At 41.5% G+C, this 19195-nt stretch carries 22 protein-coding genes; 1 reads left to right on the top strand and 21 read right to left on the bottom strand.

Features of this window, described 5'->3' with window-relative positions:
* Window positions 1–118: 118 nt before the first annotated feature.
* The 12 genes from spoVG to metG form a co-directional block, all read right to left on the bottom strand.
* A complete protein-coding gene (gene spoVG, locus K7887_RS00295) occupies window positions 119–409 on the bottom strand; it encodes a septation regulator SpoVG (RefSeq protein WP_010191385.1) in 291 nt (96 codons plus the stop codon).
* 127 nt (window positions 410–536) lie between these two features.
* The gene (gene ridA, locus K7887_RS00290; protein WP_010191383.1) at window positions 537–911 is read right to left on the bottom strand and encodes a 2-iminobutanoate/2-iminopropanoate deaminase; all 375 of its coding nucleotides are present in this window, start codon (window positions 909–911) and stop codon (window positions 537–539) included.
* Between the two features lie 15 nt (window positions 912–926).
* Entirely contained in the window at window positions 927–1769 is an 843-nt protein-coding gene (purR, locus tag K7887_RS00285) for a pur operon repressor (protein WP_223491729.1), read from the bottom strand.
* Window positions 1770–1826: 57 nt separating this feature from the next.
* Window positions 1827–2696 (bottom strand): 4-(cytidine 5'-diphospho)-2-C-methyl-D-erythritol kinase, encoded by an 870-nt coding sequence (gene ispE / locus K7887_RS00280; RefSeq protein ID WP_223493545.1) that lies wholly within the window; start codon window positions 2694–2696, stop codon window positions 1827–1829.
* Between the two features lie 163 nt (window positions 2697–2859).
* On the bottom strand, window positions 2860–3042 hold the full coding sequence (locus tag K7887_RS00275) for a small, acid-soluble spore protein, alpha/beta type (RefSeq protein WP_047972421.1): 183 nt from the start codon (window positions 3040–3042) through the stop codon (window positions 2860–2862).
* 282 nt (window positions 3043–3324) lie between these two features.
* Entirely contained in the window at window positions 3325–3588 is a 264-nt protein-coding gene (veg, locus tag K7887_RS00270) for a biofilm formation stimulator Veg (protein ID WP_010191377.1), read from the bottom strand.
* Between the two features lie 263 nt (window positions 3589–3851).
* Window positions 3852–4754: a sporulation peptidase YabG gene (gene yabG, locus K7887_RS00265; RefSeq protein ID WP_223491728.1), complete on the bottom strand. Its 903-nt coding sequence runs from the start codon at window positions 4752–4754 to the stop codon at window positions 3852–3854.
* Window positions 4755–4910: 156 nt separating this feature from the next.
* Entirely contained in the window at window positions 4911–5801 is an 891-nt protein-coding gene (gene rsmA / locus K7887_RS00260) for a 16S rRNA (adenine(1518)-N(6)/adenine(1519)-N(6))-dimethyltransferase RsmA (RefSeq protein WP_223491727.1), read from the bottom strand.
* Entirely contained in the window at window positions 5802–6356 is a 555-nt protein-coding gene (rnmV, locus tag K7887_RS00255; RefSeq protein WP_223491726.1) for a ribonuclease M5, read from the bottom strand.
* 177 nt (window positions 6357–6533) lie between these two features.
* On the bottom strand, window positions 6534–7742 hold the full coding sequence (locus K7887_RS00250; protein ID WP_223491725.1) for a G5 and 3D domain-containing protein: 1209 nt from the start codon (window positions 7740–7742) through the stop codon (window positions 6534–6536).
* 224 nt (window positions 7743–7966) lie between these two features.
* Window positions 7967–8734: a TatD family hydrolase gene (locus tag K7887_RS00245; RefSeq protein ID WP_223491724.1), complete on the bottom strand. Its 768-nt coding sequence runs from the start codon at window positions 8732–8734 to the stop codon at window positions 7967–7969.
* Between the two features lie 159 nt (window positions 8735–8893).
* Window positions 8894–10885: a methionine--tRNA ligase gene (metG, locus tag K7887_RS00240; RefSeq protein ID WP_223491723.1), complete on the bottom strand. Its 1992-nt coding sequence runs from the start codon at window positions 10883–10885 to the stop codon at window positions 8894–8896.
* 543 nt (window positions 10886–11428) lie between these two features.
* Between metG and K7887_RS00235 the strand changes: the two genes are divergently transcribed.
* On the top strand, window positions 11429–11710 hold the full coding sequence (locus tag K7887_RS00235) for a transition state genes transcriptional regulator AbrB (RefSeq protein ID WP_010191364.1): 282 nt from the start codon (window positions 11429–11431) through the stop codon (window positions 11708–11710).
* 208 nt (window positions 11711–11918) lie between these two features.
* On the opposite strand, the gene rsmI is transcribed toward K7887_RS00235, so the two are convergent.
* From rsmI to K7887_RS00190, 9 genes are all read right to left on the bottom strand, one after another.
* Window positions 11919–12800: a 16S rRNA (cytidine(1402)-2'-O)-methyltransferase gene (gene rsmI / locus K7887_RS00230; RefSeq protein WP_223491722.1), complete on the bottom strand. Its 882-nt coding sequence runs from the start codon at window positions 12798–12800 to the stop codon at window positions 11919–11921.
* A 38-nt stretch (window positions 12801–12838) separates the two neighbouring features.
* A complete protein-coding gene (locus K7887_RS00225) occupies window positions 12839–13591 on the bottom strand; it encodes a tRNA1(Val) (adenine(37)-N6)-methyltransferase (RefSeq protein ID WP_223491721.1) in 753 nt (250 codons plus the stop codon).
* A 343-nt stretch (window positions 13592–13934) separates the two neighbouring features.
* Complete coding sequence (gene yabA / locus K7887_RS00220) at window positions 13935–14303, bottom strand: DNA replication initiation control protein YabA (RefSeq protein WP_223491720.1); 369 nt, start codon at window positions 14301–14303, stop codon at window positions 13935–13937.
* Window positions 14304–14315: 12 nt separating this feature from the next.
* Window positions 14316–15143 carry a PSP1 domain-containing protein gene (locus tag K7887_RS00215; protein ID WP_060666692.1) on the bottom strand — a complete coding sequence of 276 codons (828 nt, stop codon included), beginning with the start codon at window positions 15141–15143 and terminating at the stop codon, window positions 14316–14318.
* A 1-nt stretch (window position 15144) separates the two neighbouring features.
* Window positions 15145–16137 (bottom strand): DNA polymerase III subunit delta', encoded by a 993-nt coding sequence (gene holB, locus K7887_RS00210; RefSeq protein ID WP_223491719.1) that lies wholly within the window; start codon window positions 16135–16137, stop codon window positions 15145–15147.
* 18 nt (window positions 16138–16155) lie between these two features.
* Window positions 16156–16596 (bottom strand): YaaR family protein, encoded by a 441-nt coding sequence (locus tag K7887_RS00205; protein WP_223491718.1) that lies wholly within the window; start codon window positions 16594–16596, stop codon window positions 16156–16158.
* A gap of 73 nt (window positions 16597–16669) precedes the next feature.
* On the bottom strand, window positions 16670–16999 hold the full coding sequence (locus tag K7887_RS00200; RefSeq protein ID WP_047972434.1) for a cyclic-di-AMP receptor: 330 nt from the start codon (window positions 16997–16999) through the stop codon (window positions 16670–16672).
* Between the two features lie 81 nt (window positions 17000–17080).
* Window positions 17081–17719 carry a dTMP kinase gene (tmk, locus tag K7887_RS00195; RefSeq protein ID WP_223491717.1) on the bottom strand — a complete coding sequence of 213 codons (639 nt, stop codon included), beginning with the start codon at window positions 17717–17719 and terminating at the stop codon, window positions 17081–17083.
* A gap of 7 nt (window positions 17720–17726) precedes the next feature.
* Window positions 17727–19178 carry an aminotransferase class I/II-fold pyridoxal phosphate-dependent enzyme gene (locus tag K7887_RS00190; protein WP_223491716.1) on the bottom strand — a complete coding sequence of 484 codons (1452 nt, stop codon included), beginning with the start codon at window positions 19176–19178 and terminating at the stop codon, window positions 17727–17729.
* Between the last annotated feature and the right edge of the window lie 17 nt (window positions 19179–19195).

The raw sequence follows: 19195 nt of genomic DNA, 5'->3' as shown, positions 1-19195 counted from the left end.
CGAATATATCCTAAAACGGGGACCATTTCAAGGAAGTACACGAAAGTACATTTATTTGTCAAAAAAAAGGCCAAAAGAAAAAACAGGCCGCATAACAGCCTGTTTCACCTTCTATCGATTAAGAAGCACCTGCTTCTTCGTATTCTACTTCTAATTCGCCTAAGCGGTGGTACTCTGCTAGAACCGCTTCCTGGATTTTCCCACGCGTCCCGGAATTGATAGGGTGCGCGATATCGCGGAATTCTCCATCCGGCGTACGTTTACTAGGCATCGCAACGAACAAGCCGTTGTTTCCATCGATTACACGGATGTCATGAACAACGAATTCATGATCTAATGTAATAGATGCGATAGCTCTCATGCGACCATCGGTATTTACGCGGCGTAATCTTACGTCAGTTACTTCCATTCTGTTCACCACCTTTTGTCCCAATAAAAAACTTAGTATTATAAATTCTCTAAATTTTCTAGAATTCCTTCTTATTTTCAAATTTTTTTTGAAAATTTTGGGCAAAATGGTGTAAAAAGAACAGATTCTATTTTACTAGAGCGATAACTTCTATTTCTACAAGAACATCTTTCGGTAAACGAGCAACCTCCACACAAGATCTTGCAGGTTTGTGAGCGGAGAAATACTCTCCATACACTTCATTAATTTCTCCAAATTGATTCATATCTTTAATGAAAACAGTGGCTTTCACTACCGTTTCCAAAGAAGCACCAGCTTCTTCTAAAACCGCTTGCAAGTTTTTAAATACTTGATGAGTTTGTTCTTTCACATCACCTTCAAGTAATTCTCCATTAGGCAATAACGGAATTTGACCTGAACTGTAAAAAAGATTGTTGACGATGATCCCCTGGGAATATGGACCTATCGCTTTTGGAGCGGCATCTGTATGAACAACTTTCATGAACTTACACACCCTTTAGTTTATTGTAATATTGTCTTTCACATGCTGAAGATAGTTGCCTTGCTGCACTTCAATCTGTCGGTCTCTTTCACTTACCTTGTCCAGCTTGGCCAAGGAAACATAATCTTCGACCAGGCGTTCTTCAATGTTTTCCGACTCCACTAAAATCCCGATGCCAGCTACGTTTGCTTGAAACTCTGCCAGTAAGTTCACCATTCCGCTGACTGTCCCGCCGGCCTTCATGAAGTCATCGATAATGAGGACATTCGAGCCCGTCTCTAAACTTCTTTTTGCCAGAACCATCGTCTGAATTCGTTTGGATGAACCTGAAACATAATTAATGCTTACTGTAGAGCCTTCTGTGACCCTGCTGTCACGTCTTACGATAACAACCGGCACATTTAAAAAGCTTGCCACTGCATGTGCAAGTGGGATCCCTTTCGTCGCCATTGTCATGACAACATCCACCTTTTTATGACTGAATGCTGTTGCGAACATTTTCCCGACTTTGTTTAATACTTTCGGGTTGCCAAGAATATCCGTCATATATAAATAACCGCCAGGCAGCAATCTTTCCGGCTTTGCGATCATTTCACACAATTCCTCTAGATAGGCAGATGCCTCTTCATTACTTACATATGGGATATACCTGACACCGCCAGCAGCACCAGGGACCGTCACAAGCGTTCCGATTCCTTGCTGTTCGAATGTTTGTTTGATGATTCCAAGATCTTCACTGATGGAAGACTTTGCAGACCCATAACGGTCAGCAAAGAAGGAAAGCGGAACTAACCCTTGTGGATGCTGCAGCAAATAATGCGTCATGTCCACAAGACGACCACTTCGACGTAATTTCATGCTTTTTCCTCCTAAAATCCGAATATTCTAATGTAAATATAACATTAATATCCGGATTTAATCAAGACTGTTCCGCTCGCCAAGGATTCTGACGGCAAACACTTGATCACAGAACCCTCTCAGTCCATTGCATATGCGATGCATTCTTGAATCATATTGAATAATGCCAAAGACAGTCGGTCCACTGCCGCTCATCAAAACGGCATCTGCCCCGAATTTCTTCATCTGCTCTTTTATATGGGCTACTTCCGGATAAAGCCTTAATGTAACACTTTCCAACACATTGCCAACAAGCCCGATCATTTTTTCATAATCATTTTCATGAATGGCAGCAAGCATTCCTTCTACATCGGGATGCTCGACCTTACTAAGATCAAGGTTGTTATACACTTCTGCTGTCGATACGCCAATTGTCGGCTTGGCAAGAACAATCCAACTATGAGGCGGAGCAGGGATATGTTGAACAATTTCTCCTCTTCCTGTTGCAAGGGCTGTTCCTCCATACACACAAAATGACACATCAGAACCAATTTCAGCTCCAATCTCGGCCAGTTCATCTAAGGAAAGCCCCAGTTTCCAAAGCCTGTTCAAACCACGTAGCGTGGCAGCTGCGTCACTGCTTCCGCCAGCTAAACCTGCTGCAACAGGAATCACCTTTGTAATCCCGATGGAAACCCCTTGCTTCACGTTAAACCGTTCTTTCAACAGGGCTGCTGCCTGGTAGGCCAAATTTCGATTGTCGTCCGGAACATACCGATTATGAGATAGAATGGTGATTTGACCATCTTTCCGCTCTGACAGTTCGATACGGTCAGCTAAATCGATGGTGGTCATAATCATCTTCACTTCATGGAATCCGTCTGGACGCTTATGTAGCACATCTAGCGACAAGTTTATTTTCGCTGGTGCTTTTTCTAACAGTCTCACTTTCTTCACCTTCTTCATTCGTCTCCAATTATCTATGTATTGTACCATATTCCTTGTCAGAAATATCTCCATGAATGGGAAATATTATGTTTTCAAAAGTGATCTGCCCTTTTCCAGCGTTGCCAAAAAACCGAAGTGGCTTTCACTTCGGTTTTTCATTTATCTATTTTTGTTGATTTTGTACAAGTTGTCGCTCTGCCAATTCTATTGCACGTTTTACCATGTTCCCGGCATCCTTGGCTTTAATTCCGCCCCAGCCTTCGCTTTGGACGACATCATAGAAACCAAGTTCTTTTGCCAGTTCTTCTTTTAGCTGATGAGACATTACGCTTCGTCTTCTGCTCATGATAAAAGCCCTCCTCATTGATCGATAAACGCGACAATATTAGTATTGGAGGGCTTTTGTCTTTTTATAAGCGGTTATATATGTATTTTTAGAGGGATTGCTTTGTACACCGCTGTTGATTTCCGCGCCAGGCTTCGCTTTCCGCGGGACGGTGCTTGAGCCTCCTCGGCAAGCCTGCGGGGTCTCAACCAACCGTTACTCCCCCGCTGGAGTCTCAGCCTTTCGCTCCAATCATCAGCTAAGGTTTTTTTGGGCAAAATAAAAAGCAGCAAACATATTTGTCTACTGCCCACTTATGGCCATATTTCCTTCTTCAAAAAATGTAAGTTGTACCGTCTCTGTGAGGACATCTGCATAGCTGTAGGATACACGTTCAAAAGCATTTTCGTCTTGATCTAGTTCTATTACAAATACTGATGGATAAGTTTCTGCTAATATCCCTATGCGCTCAATTGTCTTTCTACGACCACCGTTAGCACGAAGAGTTAACTTTTTACCTAAATTAGAATCTAACGTCCTTTTGATATCTACTAACGTTTTTCCCATTTTACTCCACCTCACTATACTATAGTTAGTGTAACATAATTTTAATAAAAAATCAAATAAAACTTAAAATTATAACAACCGCTAAAGCAACCTGTCAATATATTTCTGTCTACAATTATCTTCATATGTCTACATTTACTATGCGCATATCATGCAATAATTATGTATAAATTTAAAAATCCCCCTTTTATCCTTACCAGTAGAGGTTTTTGGATAAGGAATAATTAGGCGAAAATACGACAAAAAACCCTTAACTTCAAACGTTAAGAGTCTTCATCTTCTTCGTCTTCTTCTTTATAAGGTCTAAAAGGCATTCCCGTCCGTAAAACCCCTCTTGTTTCAATTCCTCCCAGTCCCTTATCCCCTGTTAATGTATTTTTCAACAAATCCCATACATTTACGCGTTCCATAAAAGGAGTAAAACAGATTCTCCCCACAATATAAACAGGATCAAGAGCATGGATATTCACTCGAGATGGGGAGCTTGCAAAGTTTGCGCCTGCCTGTATTAATGATTCAAAGTGGGACTGGCACGCTCCTGCAAAAATAACTAACTGATCGAGGTTCGGTTGGATCCGGCGGGCCTCTTTCACGGTTTGCACAAAGTGCCAAGAGTGGCGATATGCTTTGAGGTCAGTGACTTTTCCCTTGCTCTTGGAGTATGCGTCATGACCGGTAATGACCAAGATATCAGGCCGATACTTTTCCATCAATTCGGTTATTTTCAGAGGCATTTCTTTCTCGTTTGCATGCACCCCGGTGACAGGGACGCCGATTCTTTCGTAAAGCTCCAGGCACTTCTTCAGATACAAAGGGTCGCCATCCAAGTGCAGGACCTTTCCTGGCACTTGAAAATAGTTCTGCTCTGTACTATAGCCACCTGTTGCCTCGTATTCATTTTTTTCCCGTATCAGCTGGTAGTCCTGTTGCAATAGCTGCAGAGACCTGTTTACCTTCGACTCTGCTCGTTGCTTTCTGGTCATCTGCTCTTTTCCATCTACCACTTTCAGATCTTCGTAAGGGGCGTCTGCCATCAGCCTGACATCCTCCCCATATAATAAAACAACTCGCTGTTTTAATTCATTCTCATGTATATCCATCACACGAAATAATAAATCATAATTATAAGATTTTCGTGCAACAATGTCTCCAATTTTCAGCATCATTTTTCCCTCCAACTGGGAGAAGGCATTTACCCCAACGGTCTATCTAACCTAGAGTATGCACGGGACTTTAGGTGTGTGAGCACTTTCCTTGGTGTAAAATAGGTGGCGGCACATTTGCCTGAAGCCGATTCCTAAGCATAAAAAAAACGACCCTGATCAGGCCGTTTCCGTTTTAAAGAGTGGGAACAATTCATCGCTCAAAGCACCGAACTCTTCAATGGAGAGAGTCTCCCCGCGCCTTTTTGGATCGATGGAAGTATTGGCAAGGGCCCCTTCTATTCCCTGTTTTTTCGCCTTTCCATCAGGCAGGTTGCTTTGCAGGTTATTTAAAATCGTTTTTCTTCGTTGTCCAAAGCTTGCGCGAACCACTTCAAAGAAGAAATCCTCGTCTTTCACACGAACAGGCGGCTCCTCACGAACGACGAGACGAATGACCGCGGAGTCCACATTAGGTTGTGGAACAAAAACTGTTTTCGGGACAATCATAACCGTTTCCGCTTGTGTGAAATATTGCACCGCAATCGAAAGGGACCCATATTCCTTCGTACCAGGCTTTGCGGCCATTCGCTCTGCGACTTCTTTTTGCAGCATAACAGTGATGCTTTTAAGCGGTAATCCCTCTTGCAACAGCTTCATGATGATAGGGGTGGTGACGTAGTATGGAAGGTTGGCTATCACTCTCACTTCTTCATACGCCTTTAACTCTTCTCCAATCAGTTCTGTTACATCTGCTTTCAGAATATCCTTATGAATAACAGTAACATTATCATAAGGAGAAAGGGTGTCTTCCAAGATCGGCAACAGCCTTTGATCGATTTCAAAAGCGAAAACCTTTCCGGCTCTTTTGGCAATCTGTTCTGTTAGGGCACCAATCCCCGGACCAATTTCAATGGCAGCTGTCTTTTCCGAAACTTCCCCATACTCCACAATATTTCTTAGGATATTTGTGTCGATCAGGAAGTTCTGTCCCAAACTCTTTTTAAAAGAGAAGCCGTACTTATCCAAAATTTCTTTCGTTCTTTTCGGTGTGGCAATATCTTTATGCATTTATTGCTCCTCCTGGTCTATTTTCGTTACTGCTTGTTTCAATCTTTCTAATGAGATATGGAACATCTGCAGACGCTTTTGCAATTGCTTGCCGTTTGTATATCCAATGTTCAGTTCTACGCCAAGGCGCTCTCTTCTACTCTTGGCTTTGGGACCTGCAACAAGTCCGTAATAGACAAGGGCTTCAAAAGGTATCTCTTCTGTCTCCTGTTCATACTCTTGATGCAACCCTTCAAGCGCTTGTTGAATGTCACTCACTGTGGCATGCTCTACCCCTATTCCTTTGCCATTTTTGCCGCGTGCCTTATCCTTAGGCAAAAAAGCATGTTTACAGCCGGGAACAGCCTGTCTGATGGCATGGCGTATTTTCTCACCAGGATAGTCAGGATCTGTGAATACAATGACACCTCTTGTATCCTGAGCATGCTTGATACGATTTAGTATCTCCTCATTTATGGCCGAACCACCCGTTTCAATGGTATCAGCATCAACAGCCCGCTTAATGGCGACCGTATCATCTTTTCCTTCCACCACAATAATTTCTTTTATTTTCATTTTTTCCTCCAAAAGAGTGAAACTTTTCGTCTATGATAATCGTCTAATGTTATGAAAAGCAAAAACAAACAATAGTATGTATTCTACTTTATTTTGTCTTTTATTACTAATATTTATTTTAACAGAAAAAAGCAGAGGCATGAAGAAACCCCTGCTTGAACTAACTATCACATATGATCAATCAAGTATCTTGATTTTAACCTTTTTTCTTCCCCAACGATAAGCAGCATCTTTATCAGCGAAGAAAACATCGATTTTGTGGCCTTTGATGGCCCCGCCAGTATCTCCAGCAACAGCATAGCCGTAGCCTTCCACATAGACTTTTGTCCCTAATGGAATGACACTTGGGTCTACTGCAATTACTTTCGCTCCTGGATTTGTTCGTAAGTTAATGCCCGTACTCGTCACACCGCTACACCCATTACAAAATGCTGTATAGGCCGTAGAAGAAACATAAAACTCTTTAGAGCTTGATTCTGTACTACGTGACACAACCTGCTGAGGTTTTGGTTGTGGCGGAGCTTTCGTTCCGACAGCAACGATGCGGTCTAAAGATTCTTTCACCGTTTCTGTTTTCACCAATTCACGGGAAACTTCCTTGCCGTTTTCTAATATGACTTCATAATGATTTGCAACGGTCCCATTTTCACCTTGCTGAACCACTTGCTCCTTCCCCTTATCAAGGGAACTATCATTTTGTGTTACAACACCAAATTCAATAGGCTCTTCCACTACATCGGTGACCTTTTCAACTCTAGTAATATTAACTACAGTATCTTTTGCTACCAATTCTTCTAGACTAGGCTCCACTCGGTCAAGATCATTTACTGTGATATCGTGCTGTTCTAAAAAGTCAGCGACCGTAGTCGAAGTAGACCATACTTGTTGTTTTTCTCCCCCGACATTCAAAGTCACTTCAAATGCCTTTTCAATGGCAATGACTAAATTGTCTTTAAGTGGGGTATTTAAATCTTGACTAACTTTATCGTGCTCTTTTATATCTATTTCTCTTTCTGCTAAGAAATCTTGTACTGTCTCTGCTGTCGTATAGATTGCGTGTTCCTTATCATCGATGACAAGTTTCACTTCTTTTGCAGGATCCCAGACAATCTGCATGGAATCGCTGACAACGGTATCCTTTGAAGGCTCCAATTTGTCCTCGGGATGGACTTCAATGTCCAACTCTTTTAGAATATCCGCTACAGTTTTTGCGTGCGTGCGCACCGTGACTTCCTCACCGTCCACATTCACTGTTACAGCAGCCTTTGTGCCATGAAAGACACCAAAGCCAAGTATGGTTGAGAAGACTATGAAACTAGTTAAAGTAATGGCCAGTTTCGTCTTGCTCAACTTACCAGAAAACAGTTTTTTCATGCTATGTAACATGTAAAAAAACGCCTCCTTCTCCTCGAATGGATTATATAGACAGTTATGTAACTTGTCAACCCTTTCCATTGGCTCGACCGTAATGTCTATTATGCAGAAAATTCTCACAAAAGGGAAGTGAAAACTATCGACACGATTATCCTATGAAGAGAAGAAGATTGGTAGAACTTATTTGTTTTTTCCCGATTTGGACAAGTATCCGCCATTTTTGACAAGTTTCTTTGTCAGTTTATGCCGAATAATTTCTTAGCATTTGCTGTTGTTTTTTCTGTTACTTCCTCTATCGTTAATTCTTTCAACTCTGCAATTTGTTCTGCAACTAGTCGTACATACCCCGGCTCATTTCTTTTTCCTCGATATGGATGGGGCGTAAGATAAGGGCAATCCGTTTCGATCAGGAGTTTCTCCATCGGAATCTCTTTTACCACTTCTTTTGGTTTTTTTGCATTTTTAAACGTGACAGGGCCGCCAAATGAAATATAGAAATTCATCTCCATACATTCTTTCGCCACTTCCAAGCTGCCCGTAAAGCAATGCATAATTCCTCCCACTTCTTTGGCATCTTCTTCTTTTAGAATTTGCACTACATCTGCCGTTGCGTCCCTGTTATGGATAACGATAGGAAGTTTCACTTTTTTCGCCAGCTGAATCTGCTTGCGAAACACCTCTTTTTGTATTTCTTTCGGAGATTTGTCCCAATGATAGTCAAGTCCCATCTCCCCGATTGCCACTACTTTTTCATGAGATGCGAGGTCTTCTATCCAAGCCAGGTCCTCTTCTGTCATATCAATCGCATCCACCGGGTGCCAACCAACCGCAGCATAAAGAAAATCGTACTTTTCCACAAGCTCGATTGCCCTAGTGATCGTTTTTCGGTCAAACCCCACCACCACCATATTCGTTACTTTTTCAGCTTGGGCACGGTCGATAACCTCTTGTAGATCTTCCTCGTATTGATCTGCATTTAAATGCACATGTGTATCAAATAACATGAAAAACACTCCCGTAATATATTGGTTGAATTGAGAATTAAATCCTTTTCTTAAAATAATATAAACAAATAGTATTCAAAAAAAGAAACAAAGAGGTGCAACCCGTTGTTACACGTGAAACACCTCTTTCATTCTAAAATTATTTTATCCAAAAACTAATTACTTTACTTTAGCACCTAAAGGTAAGGACGCGTCCACAGAAGCCAAGGACAATTTTCCATCCTTTTCGCCTGCCAGTATCATTCCTTCTGATAACTCTCCGCGTAGTTTAACAGGCTTCAAGTTCGTTACGCAAATAACTCGCTTTCCAACTAGCTCCTCCGGCTTATAAAACTTTGCGATACCGGAAACTACCTGTCTCTTTTCATATCCAAGATCCAACTGAAGCTTTAATAGCTTGTCGGCCTTTTTCACTGGCTCACAGTGAGTCACTTCCGCTACACGCAAATCTATTTTCATAAAATCATCAAATGTAATTTCTTCAGATACTGGCGGTGCTTCTTCCACCACTTTTTCTTCTGCCTTTTCTGCCGGTGCTGAAGGCTGCATCACTTGTTTAATGTGCTCCACCTCTTCTTTTACATCAAGGCGGGGGAATATAGGGTCTGCTTTCACTGTCTTCGTTCCTGCAGGAATCTGACCGAATGCGGATAAGCTTTCCCAAGTTGTTAAGGACTCATTTACTCCAAGTTGTGCAAAGATCTTCCCTGGTGTTCTAGTCAGGAACGGTTTTAAAAGGATCCCGATGAATCGCAGTGATTCTGCAAGGTGTGCCATCGCAGAAGCCAGTTGATCTTTAGTCTCATCATTTTTTGCCAGCACCCATGGTTGTGTTTCATCTATATACTTGTTCGTTCTGCTCACAAGCTGCCAGATAGAAGATAATGCTACAGAGAATTCCATGTTTTCCATTGCATTTTCATACTGTTGAACCGTGTTAACTGCAAGCTCGCTTAACGTATTGTCAAACTCTGTTACATTACCGTTGTAAACAGGAACTTCCCCGTCAAAATACTTATCAATCATGGCAACCGTTCTGTTCAGTAAGTTTCCAAGGTCATTGGCAAGGTCAAAGTTTACTCTTTCCACGAAGCCTTCCGGTGTGAAGACACCGTCCGCCCCAAATGGCACTTCTCTTAACAGATAATATCTCAGTGCATCAAGCCCATAACGATCAATTAAGGTAACAGGGTCCACTACATTCCCTTTTGACTTGGACATCTTTCCATCTTTCATTAGAAGCCATCCATGTGCAAAAACTTTCTTTGGAAGTGGCAGATCCAATGCCATCAACATGATCGGCCAGTAAATGGTGTGAAAGCGAACAATTTCTTTTCCTACTAGATGCACATCTGCAGGCCAATATTTCATATACTTCTCATCATTGTCCGTACCATAACCAAGTGCCGTAATATAGTTGGACAATGCATCAATCCAAACATAAATAACATGTTTCGGATCTCCAGGGACTTTTACTCCCCAGTCAAAAGAAGTTCTAGAAACAGCAAGGTCTTCAAGACCCGGTTTAATAAAGTTGTTAACCATTTCATTTTTTCTGGATTCTGGTTGGATGAATTGCGGATTTTCATCGTAATATTGTAGCAGGCGGTCCACATATTTACCCATGCGGAAGAAATAAGACTGCTCTCTCACCAATTCAACCGGATGGCCGCTGTCTGGACTCTTTCCTCCCACTACTTTCCCGTTCTCATGAATCGGATCCACAAGCTGATGTTCTCTGTAGTATGTTTCATCCGGAACAGAATACCATCCCTCATATTCATCCAAATAAATATCGCCTTGATCCAGTAGCTGTTTGAAAATTTTCTCTACTACCTCTTTATGGCGGCTTTCCGTTGTACGAATGAAGTCATCATAAGATATATCAAGCTTTTCCCAAAGTTCTTTAATTCCTGACACAATATCGTCTACGTATTGTTGAGAAGTAACACCTTTTTCTTCGGCTTTTCGCTGAATCTTTTGTCCGTGCTCGTCTGTACCGGTTAAGTACATCACATCAAAGCCCTTTAGACGTTTATAACGGGCCATCGCATCTCCCGCAACTGTCGTATATGCATGACCAATATGTAAATTACCACTTGGATAATAGATAGGTGTTGTAATGTAAAAAGTTTTTTTATCGGCTACCATCAAAAATTACCTCCCTATAATCGAAACATATAAAAGTAGAAAACTCCCGCCCGATGGACGAGAGCGATGAACGTTTTCGACTTCCTATATATATCAACATCATAACCTATTTTTTATAACTATTATACATGGTTTACACCAGTATTGTTAAGGATTGAGCAAAAACTTTTTCTATCCTCTTTCATTTCCGCAACTCTTGATGGAGTGTTTACTTCCACTTCGACATTTGTCGAAAAATTTGTCGAATAAAATAGTTGAAATTTGTCGAATGATGTTTATAATTAAGTTAGTATTCTATTGAAAATTAGTAAGTAATTGTAAATGTTAACCTTAGACAGATTCCAGTAAACCCTTATTACAAAGCTATTTTTCCGCTTTTGGAATACATTTTTTTAAAGAAATACAAATATTTTCAAACATAATTCTTGACGGTTTTTGTAAATATTGTTATGATAAAGACACGTTAGATTTGTCGAATAATGACGAAAATGATAGATTAATAATACTAATAAAACTTATATTTTGGAGAGGGGTATTTTTCTTATGAAATCTACTGGTATTGTACGTAAAGTTGACGAGTTAGGCCGCGTGGTTATTCCTATCGAGCTTCGCAGAACTTTAGGAATTGCAGAAAAAGACGCTTTGGAGATTTATGTTGATGACGAAAAAATCATCTTGAAAAAATACAAACCTAACATGACTTGCCAAGTTACTGGTGAAGTTTCTGACAACAACCTTACTCTTGCAGATGGAAAAATCATCTTAAGCCGTGAAGGTGCAGAAAAAATTATCCAAGAGATCCAAAACAACTTGCAAGCAAAATAATGATATGACACAAAAAAGAGGGTGCTGCGGCACCCTCTTTTTTATGCAAAATATTTCGTTCAACACCTTCCGATTTCCGTTCCAGGTATTCGCTTTCCGCGGGACGGTGCTTGAGCCTCGTCACAACGCTTCAGGGGTCTCAACCAACCGTTACTCCCCCGCTGGAGTCTCATACCTTGCACTACAATCTTCAGGGAGAATCTTATTACTACTCAACATGAAATGCTTGGTATACTTCTCTTTTTGGTAAGTTACGCTCTTTGGAGACTTGCTTGATGGCTTCTTTGGATGAATAGCCTTCTGTCTCCATTACCTGTTGGACATGTTCCAGTATGGAAAGGTCCTGCCACCAGGATTCTTTGTCATCGTTGACTTCTTCACTACTTCCTTCTATTATAATGCAGCACTCACCTTTGATCCCTTGCTCTTCATAAAGAGCCAGTACCTTAGAGATGTTGCCTCTTGTGAATTCTTCAAATTTTTTCGTTAGCTCTCGGCTCACGACGATCGAACGGTTACCGAGAATGTCATGCATTAGGCTGAGCGTGTCCTTTAAACGATGTGGAGATTCGTAAAGAATAAAGGTATCTGTGAACTTTTTCAGCCGCTCCAATTCCTTTTTCTTTTCCTTCTTTTGACGATCAAGGAAACCATAAAAGTAAAAAGGCTGTGAGACTAATCCAGATGCGATTAAGGCGGTTAATGCTGCATTTGCTCCTGGCAGAGGCACCACATACAGCTTTTCTTCGAGAGCTTCCACCACAATTTCATAGCCTGGGTCTGAGATGGACGGCATGCCCGCATCGCTTACAAGTCCAATGTCCTTGCCATCTTTTAAAAGGTCAATTATTTTTCTTCCGCTTTGTTCTTTGTTGTGTTCGTGATAACTGATCAGGGGAGTGGTTATCTCGAAATAGTTACATAGTTTTTTGGTGTTTCTTGTGTCCTCTGCTGCGATATAGTCTACTTCTTTTAGCATCCTTAGGGAACGGTAAGTGATGTCTTCTAGGTTCCCGATGGGTGTGGGGATGAGGTAAAGTCTACCTTGAGTGTATGATTCGTTAAAGCTATTTTGTTGCCATAAGTCCATATTGTATCCCTCTTTTTTCTTGGCTACTATATTTTTTCTCAACTTTGTTCTTTTCCAAAGAGCATTTCTCTCACTTCTGGTGTGTATTCGCCGTTTTCGTCGTACACTAGAAGTGGCGGGAGGATTTTCAGGTCAGGGTTGCCATCCTTAATTCCTTCTATTAGAAGTGTATTGGCGGGTTTTCCTAGTTTGGAATGAACAAATTGAAGACGCTTCGGTTCTATCCGGTATTTCCTCATTAAGGAGATGATATCTAAAAGTCTGCCTGGACGATGCACAAAAGCGACTTTTCCGCCTTGTTTCGTAATTTGGCTGCAGACCCGTACAACATCCTCGAGTGTGCATTCTATTTCATGCCTTGCGATGGCATAGTGTATATTGCTATTTATCTTTTCTTCCTGCTCTGTTAAAGGAAAATAAGGAGGATTGCACGTTACCACATCAAACTTCTTGTTCTCGAGCATTGCCGGAAGCTCTTTAAGATCCATATTAATGACTTTCAAACGATCCTCTAACCCATTAAAAGTAAAGCTTCGCTCAGCCATGCCGGCAAGTCGCTCTTGTATTTCTACTCCTGTAATGTTCCCTCTTGTCCGTTTACTCAATAAAAGCGGTATGATGCCATTCCCTGTGCACAGGTCCATTATGTTTCCTTTTTGAATCGGAACATACACAAATTGTGCCAACAGGACAGCATCCAACGAAAAGGAAAACACAGATGGACTCTGTATAATCCGCAAGTTCTCCGCCAACAAATAATCCAAACGCTCATCGCCTACAAGCTCTACCATCTAACAAAACCCTCTCGTACCATAATCTTTCCCTATTATAACGCAATCCCATCAAAAAACATAAAAGAGAATGTGAGTAGATATAGCTTACCTAATTCCCCTGTAGATTGGAGTGCAAGGTGTGAGACTCCTCGAAAATGCTAACGCATTTTCTTCGTGCGATGAATCGCTGCCGAAGCCTTCCTTGTCCTACGGGGGATAACGGTTGGTTGAGACCCCGCAACGAAGTGAGGAGGCTCAAGCATCGTCCCGCGGAAAGCGAACACCTGAAACGGAAATCGAAAGGAGTTAATCAGATAAACATAAATAAAAAGCCGCCACCCCATAACGGAGAAGCGACTCTCTACTTCTTATTAAGAAAAGACAAGCAAAACATACAATCCCCTTCTTTACGCGGACTGCCGAAATTCAGGTTACAAATATGAAACCCTTCCTGATAGAGCCTGGCCAAATTATCATAGCCCTCTCCCACATCCGTCTGTTTTTGCTCCTGCTGCTTTTTCTTGCGTTTATGTTCCGGTATTGGAGCCTGTTCCTCCACAGCCGTCATTTGCTCTAGACGTTTGCGGAGGTGGCTGTTTTCCACCAGCACACTGTTATTCTCTTCAATAATCAGGGCAAGGTGTTCTTTTAATTCTCCAAGCTGTTTATATAAATGTCCGATCTGTTCTTCCATATTGCTGACAGAATCAAATATTTCCTTCTTGTCCAAGTTTTCCACCTCTTAATCTGTGGCTTGCGTTGAAACGGCTCCCTCTTGAAGTAATTCGTCTAGAGAAAATTCGACCACTCGGTCCTTCCCGGACAACTCCACTTGAAGCACGCGTTCAAGTATATTCAATCCAACAACCCGGCCTACCCCATTTGGTGTTTTTATTACTTCATCCAAATCCGGTAATTGTTCTTTAGCGGACTCGTATTCGTCATTTTCATACTTCAGACAGCACATTAGACGACCACATAGTCCGGAAATCTTGGAAGGATTCAACGACAGGTTTTGATCCTTCGCCATTTTGATGGATACCGGTTCAAAGTCGCCCAAGAATGTGGAACAGCAAAGCATGCGTCCACATGGGCCGATACCACCCAAAAGTTTGGCTTCATCACGAACACCAATTTGTCTAAGTTCGATTCTGGTACGGAAAATGGAAGCAAGATCTTTTACAAGTTCCCTGAAATCCACACGTCCATCGGCAGTGAAATAGAAGATGATCTTATTTCGATCAAATGTGTATTCCACATCCACTAGCTTCATGTCCAGCCCATGGTCATTTACTTTACCGAAACATACATCAAACGCTTCGTTTGCAGCCTTTTTATTTTCTTCTACAATAAGTCGGTCTTTCTGATCAGCAATGCGGAGTACTTTTTTCAAAGGCAGTACGACATCATTTTCGTCAACTTTCTTTTGACCGATGACAGCCTTCCCGAACTCCACGCCTCTTACTGTTTCCACAATGACAAACTCATTATCTTTTATATCAAGCCCATTTGGGTCAAAATAGTATATTTTCCCTGCTTTTTTAAAACGAACTCCCACTACTTCATACAAACTAATATCCCTCCTGCAAGTTTAACGCTAATTGTTCCATGAGAAGGTGCGGATTCACATTCGATGCCAACCGAGACTTGCTTTGTAATATATAGGACAATTGCTCGGTCACTCTCTGTTGAGTCGTCTGGAGTGCCAACTTTTGAATCAACTCTTTCTCGTCGACAAACACCAGTTGCTCCTCTTTGGATAACTGAGCATACAGCATATCTTTATAAATAAATAGCATTAAATCTAAACCTATCTCCAGTTGCTTTCTATCGGAAAAATGGGGCATCCATTTTTCTTGTATAAATAGCAAAGATGCCTGAGGACGATTAAATATTGCTTCATACAATTTTATCACTAAGCTTCTAGCCAGCGCAAACCAATCATCTCGACATAATTCTACTGCTTCCTCTAAACTGTTCGTTAAGGATGCCGCTGACTTGGCTAATGGCAGTGGAATATCTTCCGCTGTAAGCTTAGCTACCAATCCTTCTGATGTTAATGCACGGAATGATAACGGCTGACACCTGGAAATGATGGTATTTAACATTTGATTGACATTTTCCGTCAATAAAAAAGCGAACGTTTCTTGGTTCGGTTCTTCCAAGAATTTCAATAAACTATTGGCTGCATTTGTCGTCATCTTATCTGCATGCTCAATAATATAAATTTTCCTCTTAGACTCCAAACCAGTTTTCGTGAATTCCTCTTGCAAGAATTGAATTTGTTGCTTCTTTATAGAGTTACCGTCCGGTTCCACGACATGGACATCCGGATGATTCCTCGAATCTATCCGCTTACAATTTGAACAGCTTTGACACGGATTGACTCCTTGTAAGTCTTTACACAATAAGCTTTTTGCAAATAGGTAACTGACTTCTTTTTTTCCGGTGCCCTTCATCCCATCCAGCAAATAAGCATGGGCGATTCTATTCCGCTCTAAACTGTTTGTAACGATTCTTGCAACGGTAGGCTGGTTTTGTAGATCCGACCAACTTTTAATCACTCTTTATCACTCACTAACCTACATATATAAATTGATGAGCAACCCTTTGATCTCACCAATACTGCTTAATATGTTTATTCTTGATTCCTCTTGGCTCATGACCTTTTCAGTCAGTCCGAGAAGTGCTTCGTCTACCTGCTTTACCACTTGCAGATGCCTGGATTGTCCATCATTTGTCCAATGGTGGGACTGATTTAACTCCATTCCAAATTCAACCGCTTCTTCCATAAAACGTTTTACAAGTGTTTTATACTTGGCCAAGTCTTGGAAAGAACGAGAATTCCCCAAGCGGTCGCCTACTAATTCTATATCTTTCATCAGTAACTGCAACTGTTGGTTATGCAACTTGCTGGAGTGTCTTTGCATGACCTCCCCAAAGGCAGTGGTGGCAGCAGAGCCGCTTCTCATATCCATCCTTGCATTATCTACGTTTGTTCTAAGATCGGTTGAAATTTTCATGACTGCAATGTCCCTTTCCTATGTCGTTTCCTGGAACTTATCTGAAAAAAGCAGCCTTTCAGCCGCTTAAACGTTAGAATTGATGAAAATGCTCAACAGGTAAGACAAAGACTGTTGCGCCGCCCACTTCCACCTCTACCGGGTATGGAACATAGGAATCTGCATTCCCACCCATAGGTGAAACAGGTGCAACCAATTGCTGTCGGTGCTGGCAATTGTCTTTAATGATATCTAATGCTTTTTGGACGCGAACATCTTCCGTTCCAATCATAAACGTGGTATTTCCAGACTTCAAAAAGCCGCCTGTACTCGCAAGTTTTGTTGCACGGAAATTATGTTCCACCAAAGCATTCATTAAACGATTACTGTCTTTATCCTGAATAACTGCCATGATCATCTTCATATAAAGCGCCTCCTTTATTTTACCATTAAATATCTTTCACTTCATTATTTCGTATATGGTAATTTATTTTTATGATAAGAATTAGAATCCGTGTTTGGAAATATAGGAGATTAGAATCTCTCGAACTTGGTTGCATACGGATTCGAAATCCATAGACGCATCCACCACCCTGATTCTTTCTCCATACTTTTCTTTTACAAGATCATATCCTTCTTTCACTTTATAATGGAAATCTAGTTTTTCTTGATCTAAACGGTTTATTTCACGATTATTATTCGCCGCTATTCGCTTAAGTCCTGCTTCCGGCTCTATATCAAAATAGATCGTAAGGGAGGGCATCATTTTTTCTGTTGCAAACTCATTGATGCTAAGCACGTCTTCCACACCAATTCCCCTCGCATACCCTTGATAGGCAAGGGAGCTATCGATAAAACGGTCACACAGGACAATCTTATTTTCCTTCAATGCAGGTATGACCCGCTCCACCAAGTGCTGACGGCGTGCCGCAGCATATAGCAACGCTTCTGTTCTCGCATCCATCTCTGTATTGTTACAATCTAATATAACATTACGGATCTGCTCGGCTATGGCAATGCCGCCGGGTTCCCTTGTTAGTAAGATTGGATATTCCCGTTCCGTCATTTCCGCTGCCAATTTTTGAATGACAGACGTCTTTCCTGCACCCTCAGGTCCTTCAAATGTAATAAATAATCCCTTCACAATCCAGTTACTCCTTTATCTTCTTATATATATAAATATAATTACTTTTAAACGCTTCGCTTGCTTGGAACCTTGCACCGATATGTTGGAGAGCCTTTATGTACTCCACCGTGGAACTTGTAATCTTCTCCCCGTTAAATAAAAGTGGAATTCCAGGAGGATATGGCACGATCGCTTCAGCAGCGACTTCACCGATTGCTTCCTCTATCGGGCACTTTACCCTTTGATAGTCCGCTTGTTCGCTGAAAGGAATGGAAAGTCCACTTATCTTAGCTGGAAAGGGAGGAAGTGTAATCTGTTCCTTTTCCAAGCCTGCTTCTGTTTCTTTAGATACAGCCCGGACTATTCCCTCTATCATATCATGTTTTTTCTCATTAACCGCTAGTGGCAAAATAATTAATACACTTTTAGGGTCTGCCAGCTCCACAAAAAGGCCTTCCTTTTCCAAAAGACTCGATAGTGCAAAGCCACTGAGTCCCCGTGTGGAGCGCAATGTAAGCTTTAATGGGTCGACAAGCAAATGACTGTCACCAGGAGTAACCACTTCTAAACCCTTTACCTTCTTCAGCTCTTGGTGGATCCCTTTAATATCCTCTACAATAGCTTGTTTCTCCTGTTGCGACAAACTTGCAAGATAATATCTGGCAAGATCCAAGGACGCCATTAGCGGGTAAGAAGGGCTGCTCGACTGCAACATCTTAAGATAATGGAAGACTCTTTCCTTCTTCACCCTTTTCCCCTGAACATGCAACCATGACCCCATCGTCATCGCAGGCAAGGTCTTATGCGCAGAATGTACGACCACATCCGCCCCACTAGACATTGCGGTCTTAGGAAAAGGTTCCCCCAACAGAAAATGCGCCCCATGCGCTTCATCCACTAAAACAGGAATGTCATAACTATGTACAGTTTGTACAATACTCTCCAAATCTATTGCCACCCCATAATAGTTCGGGTTGGTCAACACAACAGCCGTTATACCTTCTATTGTTTCTAATGCCTTATATAATGAGGACACATCGACAGATACAGCTACACCAAAGTTATCATCCACTTTACAAGGTAAAAATACAGGATCTGCTCCTGCAAGCTCCAATCCATTCAGAACTGACTTATGACAATTCCTTTGAACCAGCACCTTACTTCCTCTTTTGCATGTTGCTAAGATCATTGCCAAGTTGCCCACTGTGGATCCATTCACCAGAAAAAATGTTTCATCAGAACCATATAAGTCACTTGCTAAGCACTGCGCCTCATCTATCATGCCTTCAGGATCATGCAAATCATCCATCCCTGTAATCTCCGTCGCGTCCAACTTCAATATATCTCTAAAATAATCCCTTGCTTCCTCAGGAAAAACCGTACCAAACTTATGGCCTGGGACATGCCCGGACAACGGAGCCCCTTCCCAATGGCTTCTTAGTCCTGAAAACAAAGGTGTTTTATTCTGATCTAACATTCGCACACCCTCTAATT

The sequence above is a fragment of the Sutcliffiella horikoshii genome (assembly GCF_019931755.1).
In the GTDB taxonomy this organism is placed as follows: domain Bacteria; phylum Bacillota; class Bacilli; order Bacillales; family Bacillaceae_I; genus Sutcliffiella_A; species Sutcliffiella_A horikoshii_E.
This window is presented reverse-complemented; position numbering and strand designations above follow the sequence as displayed.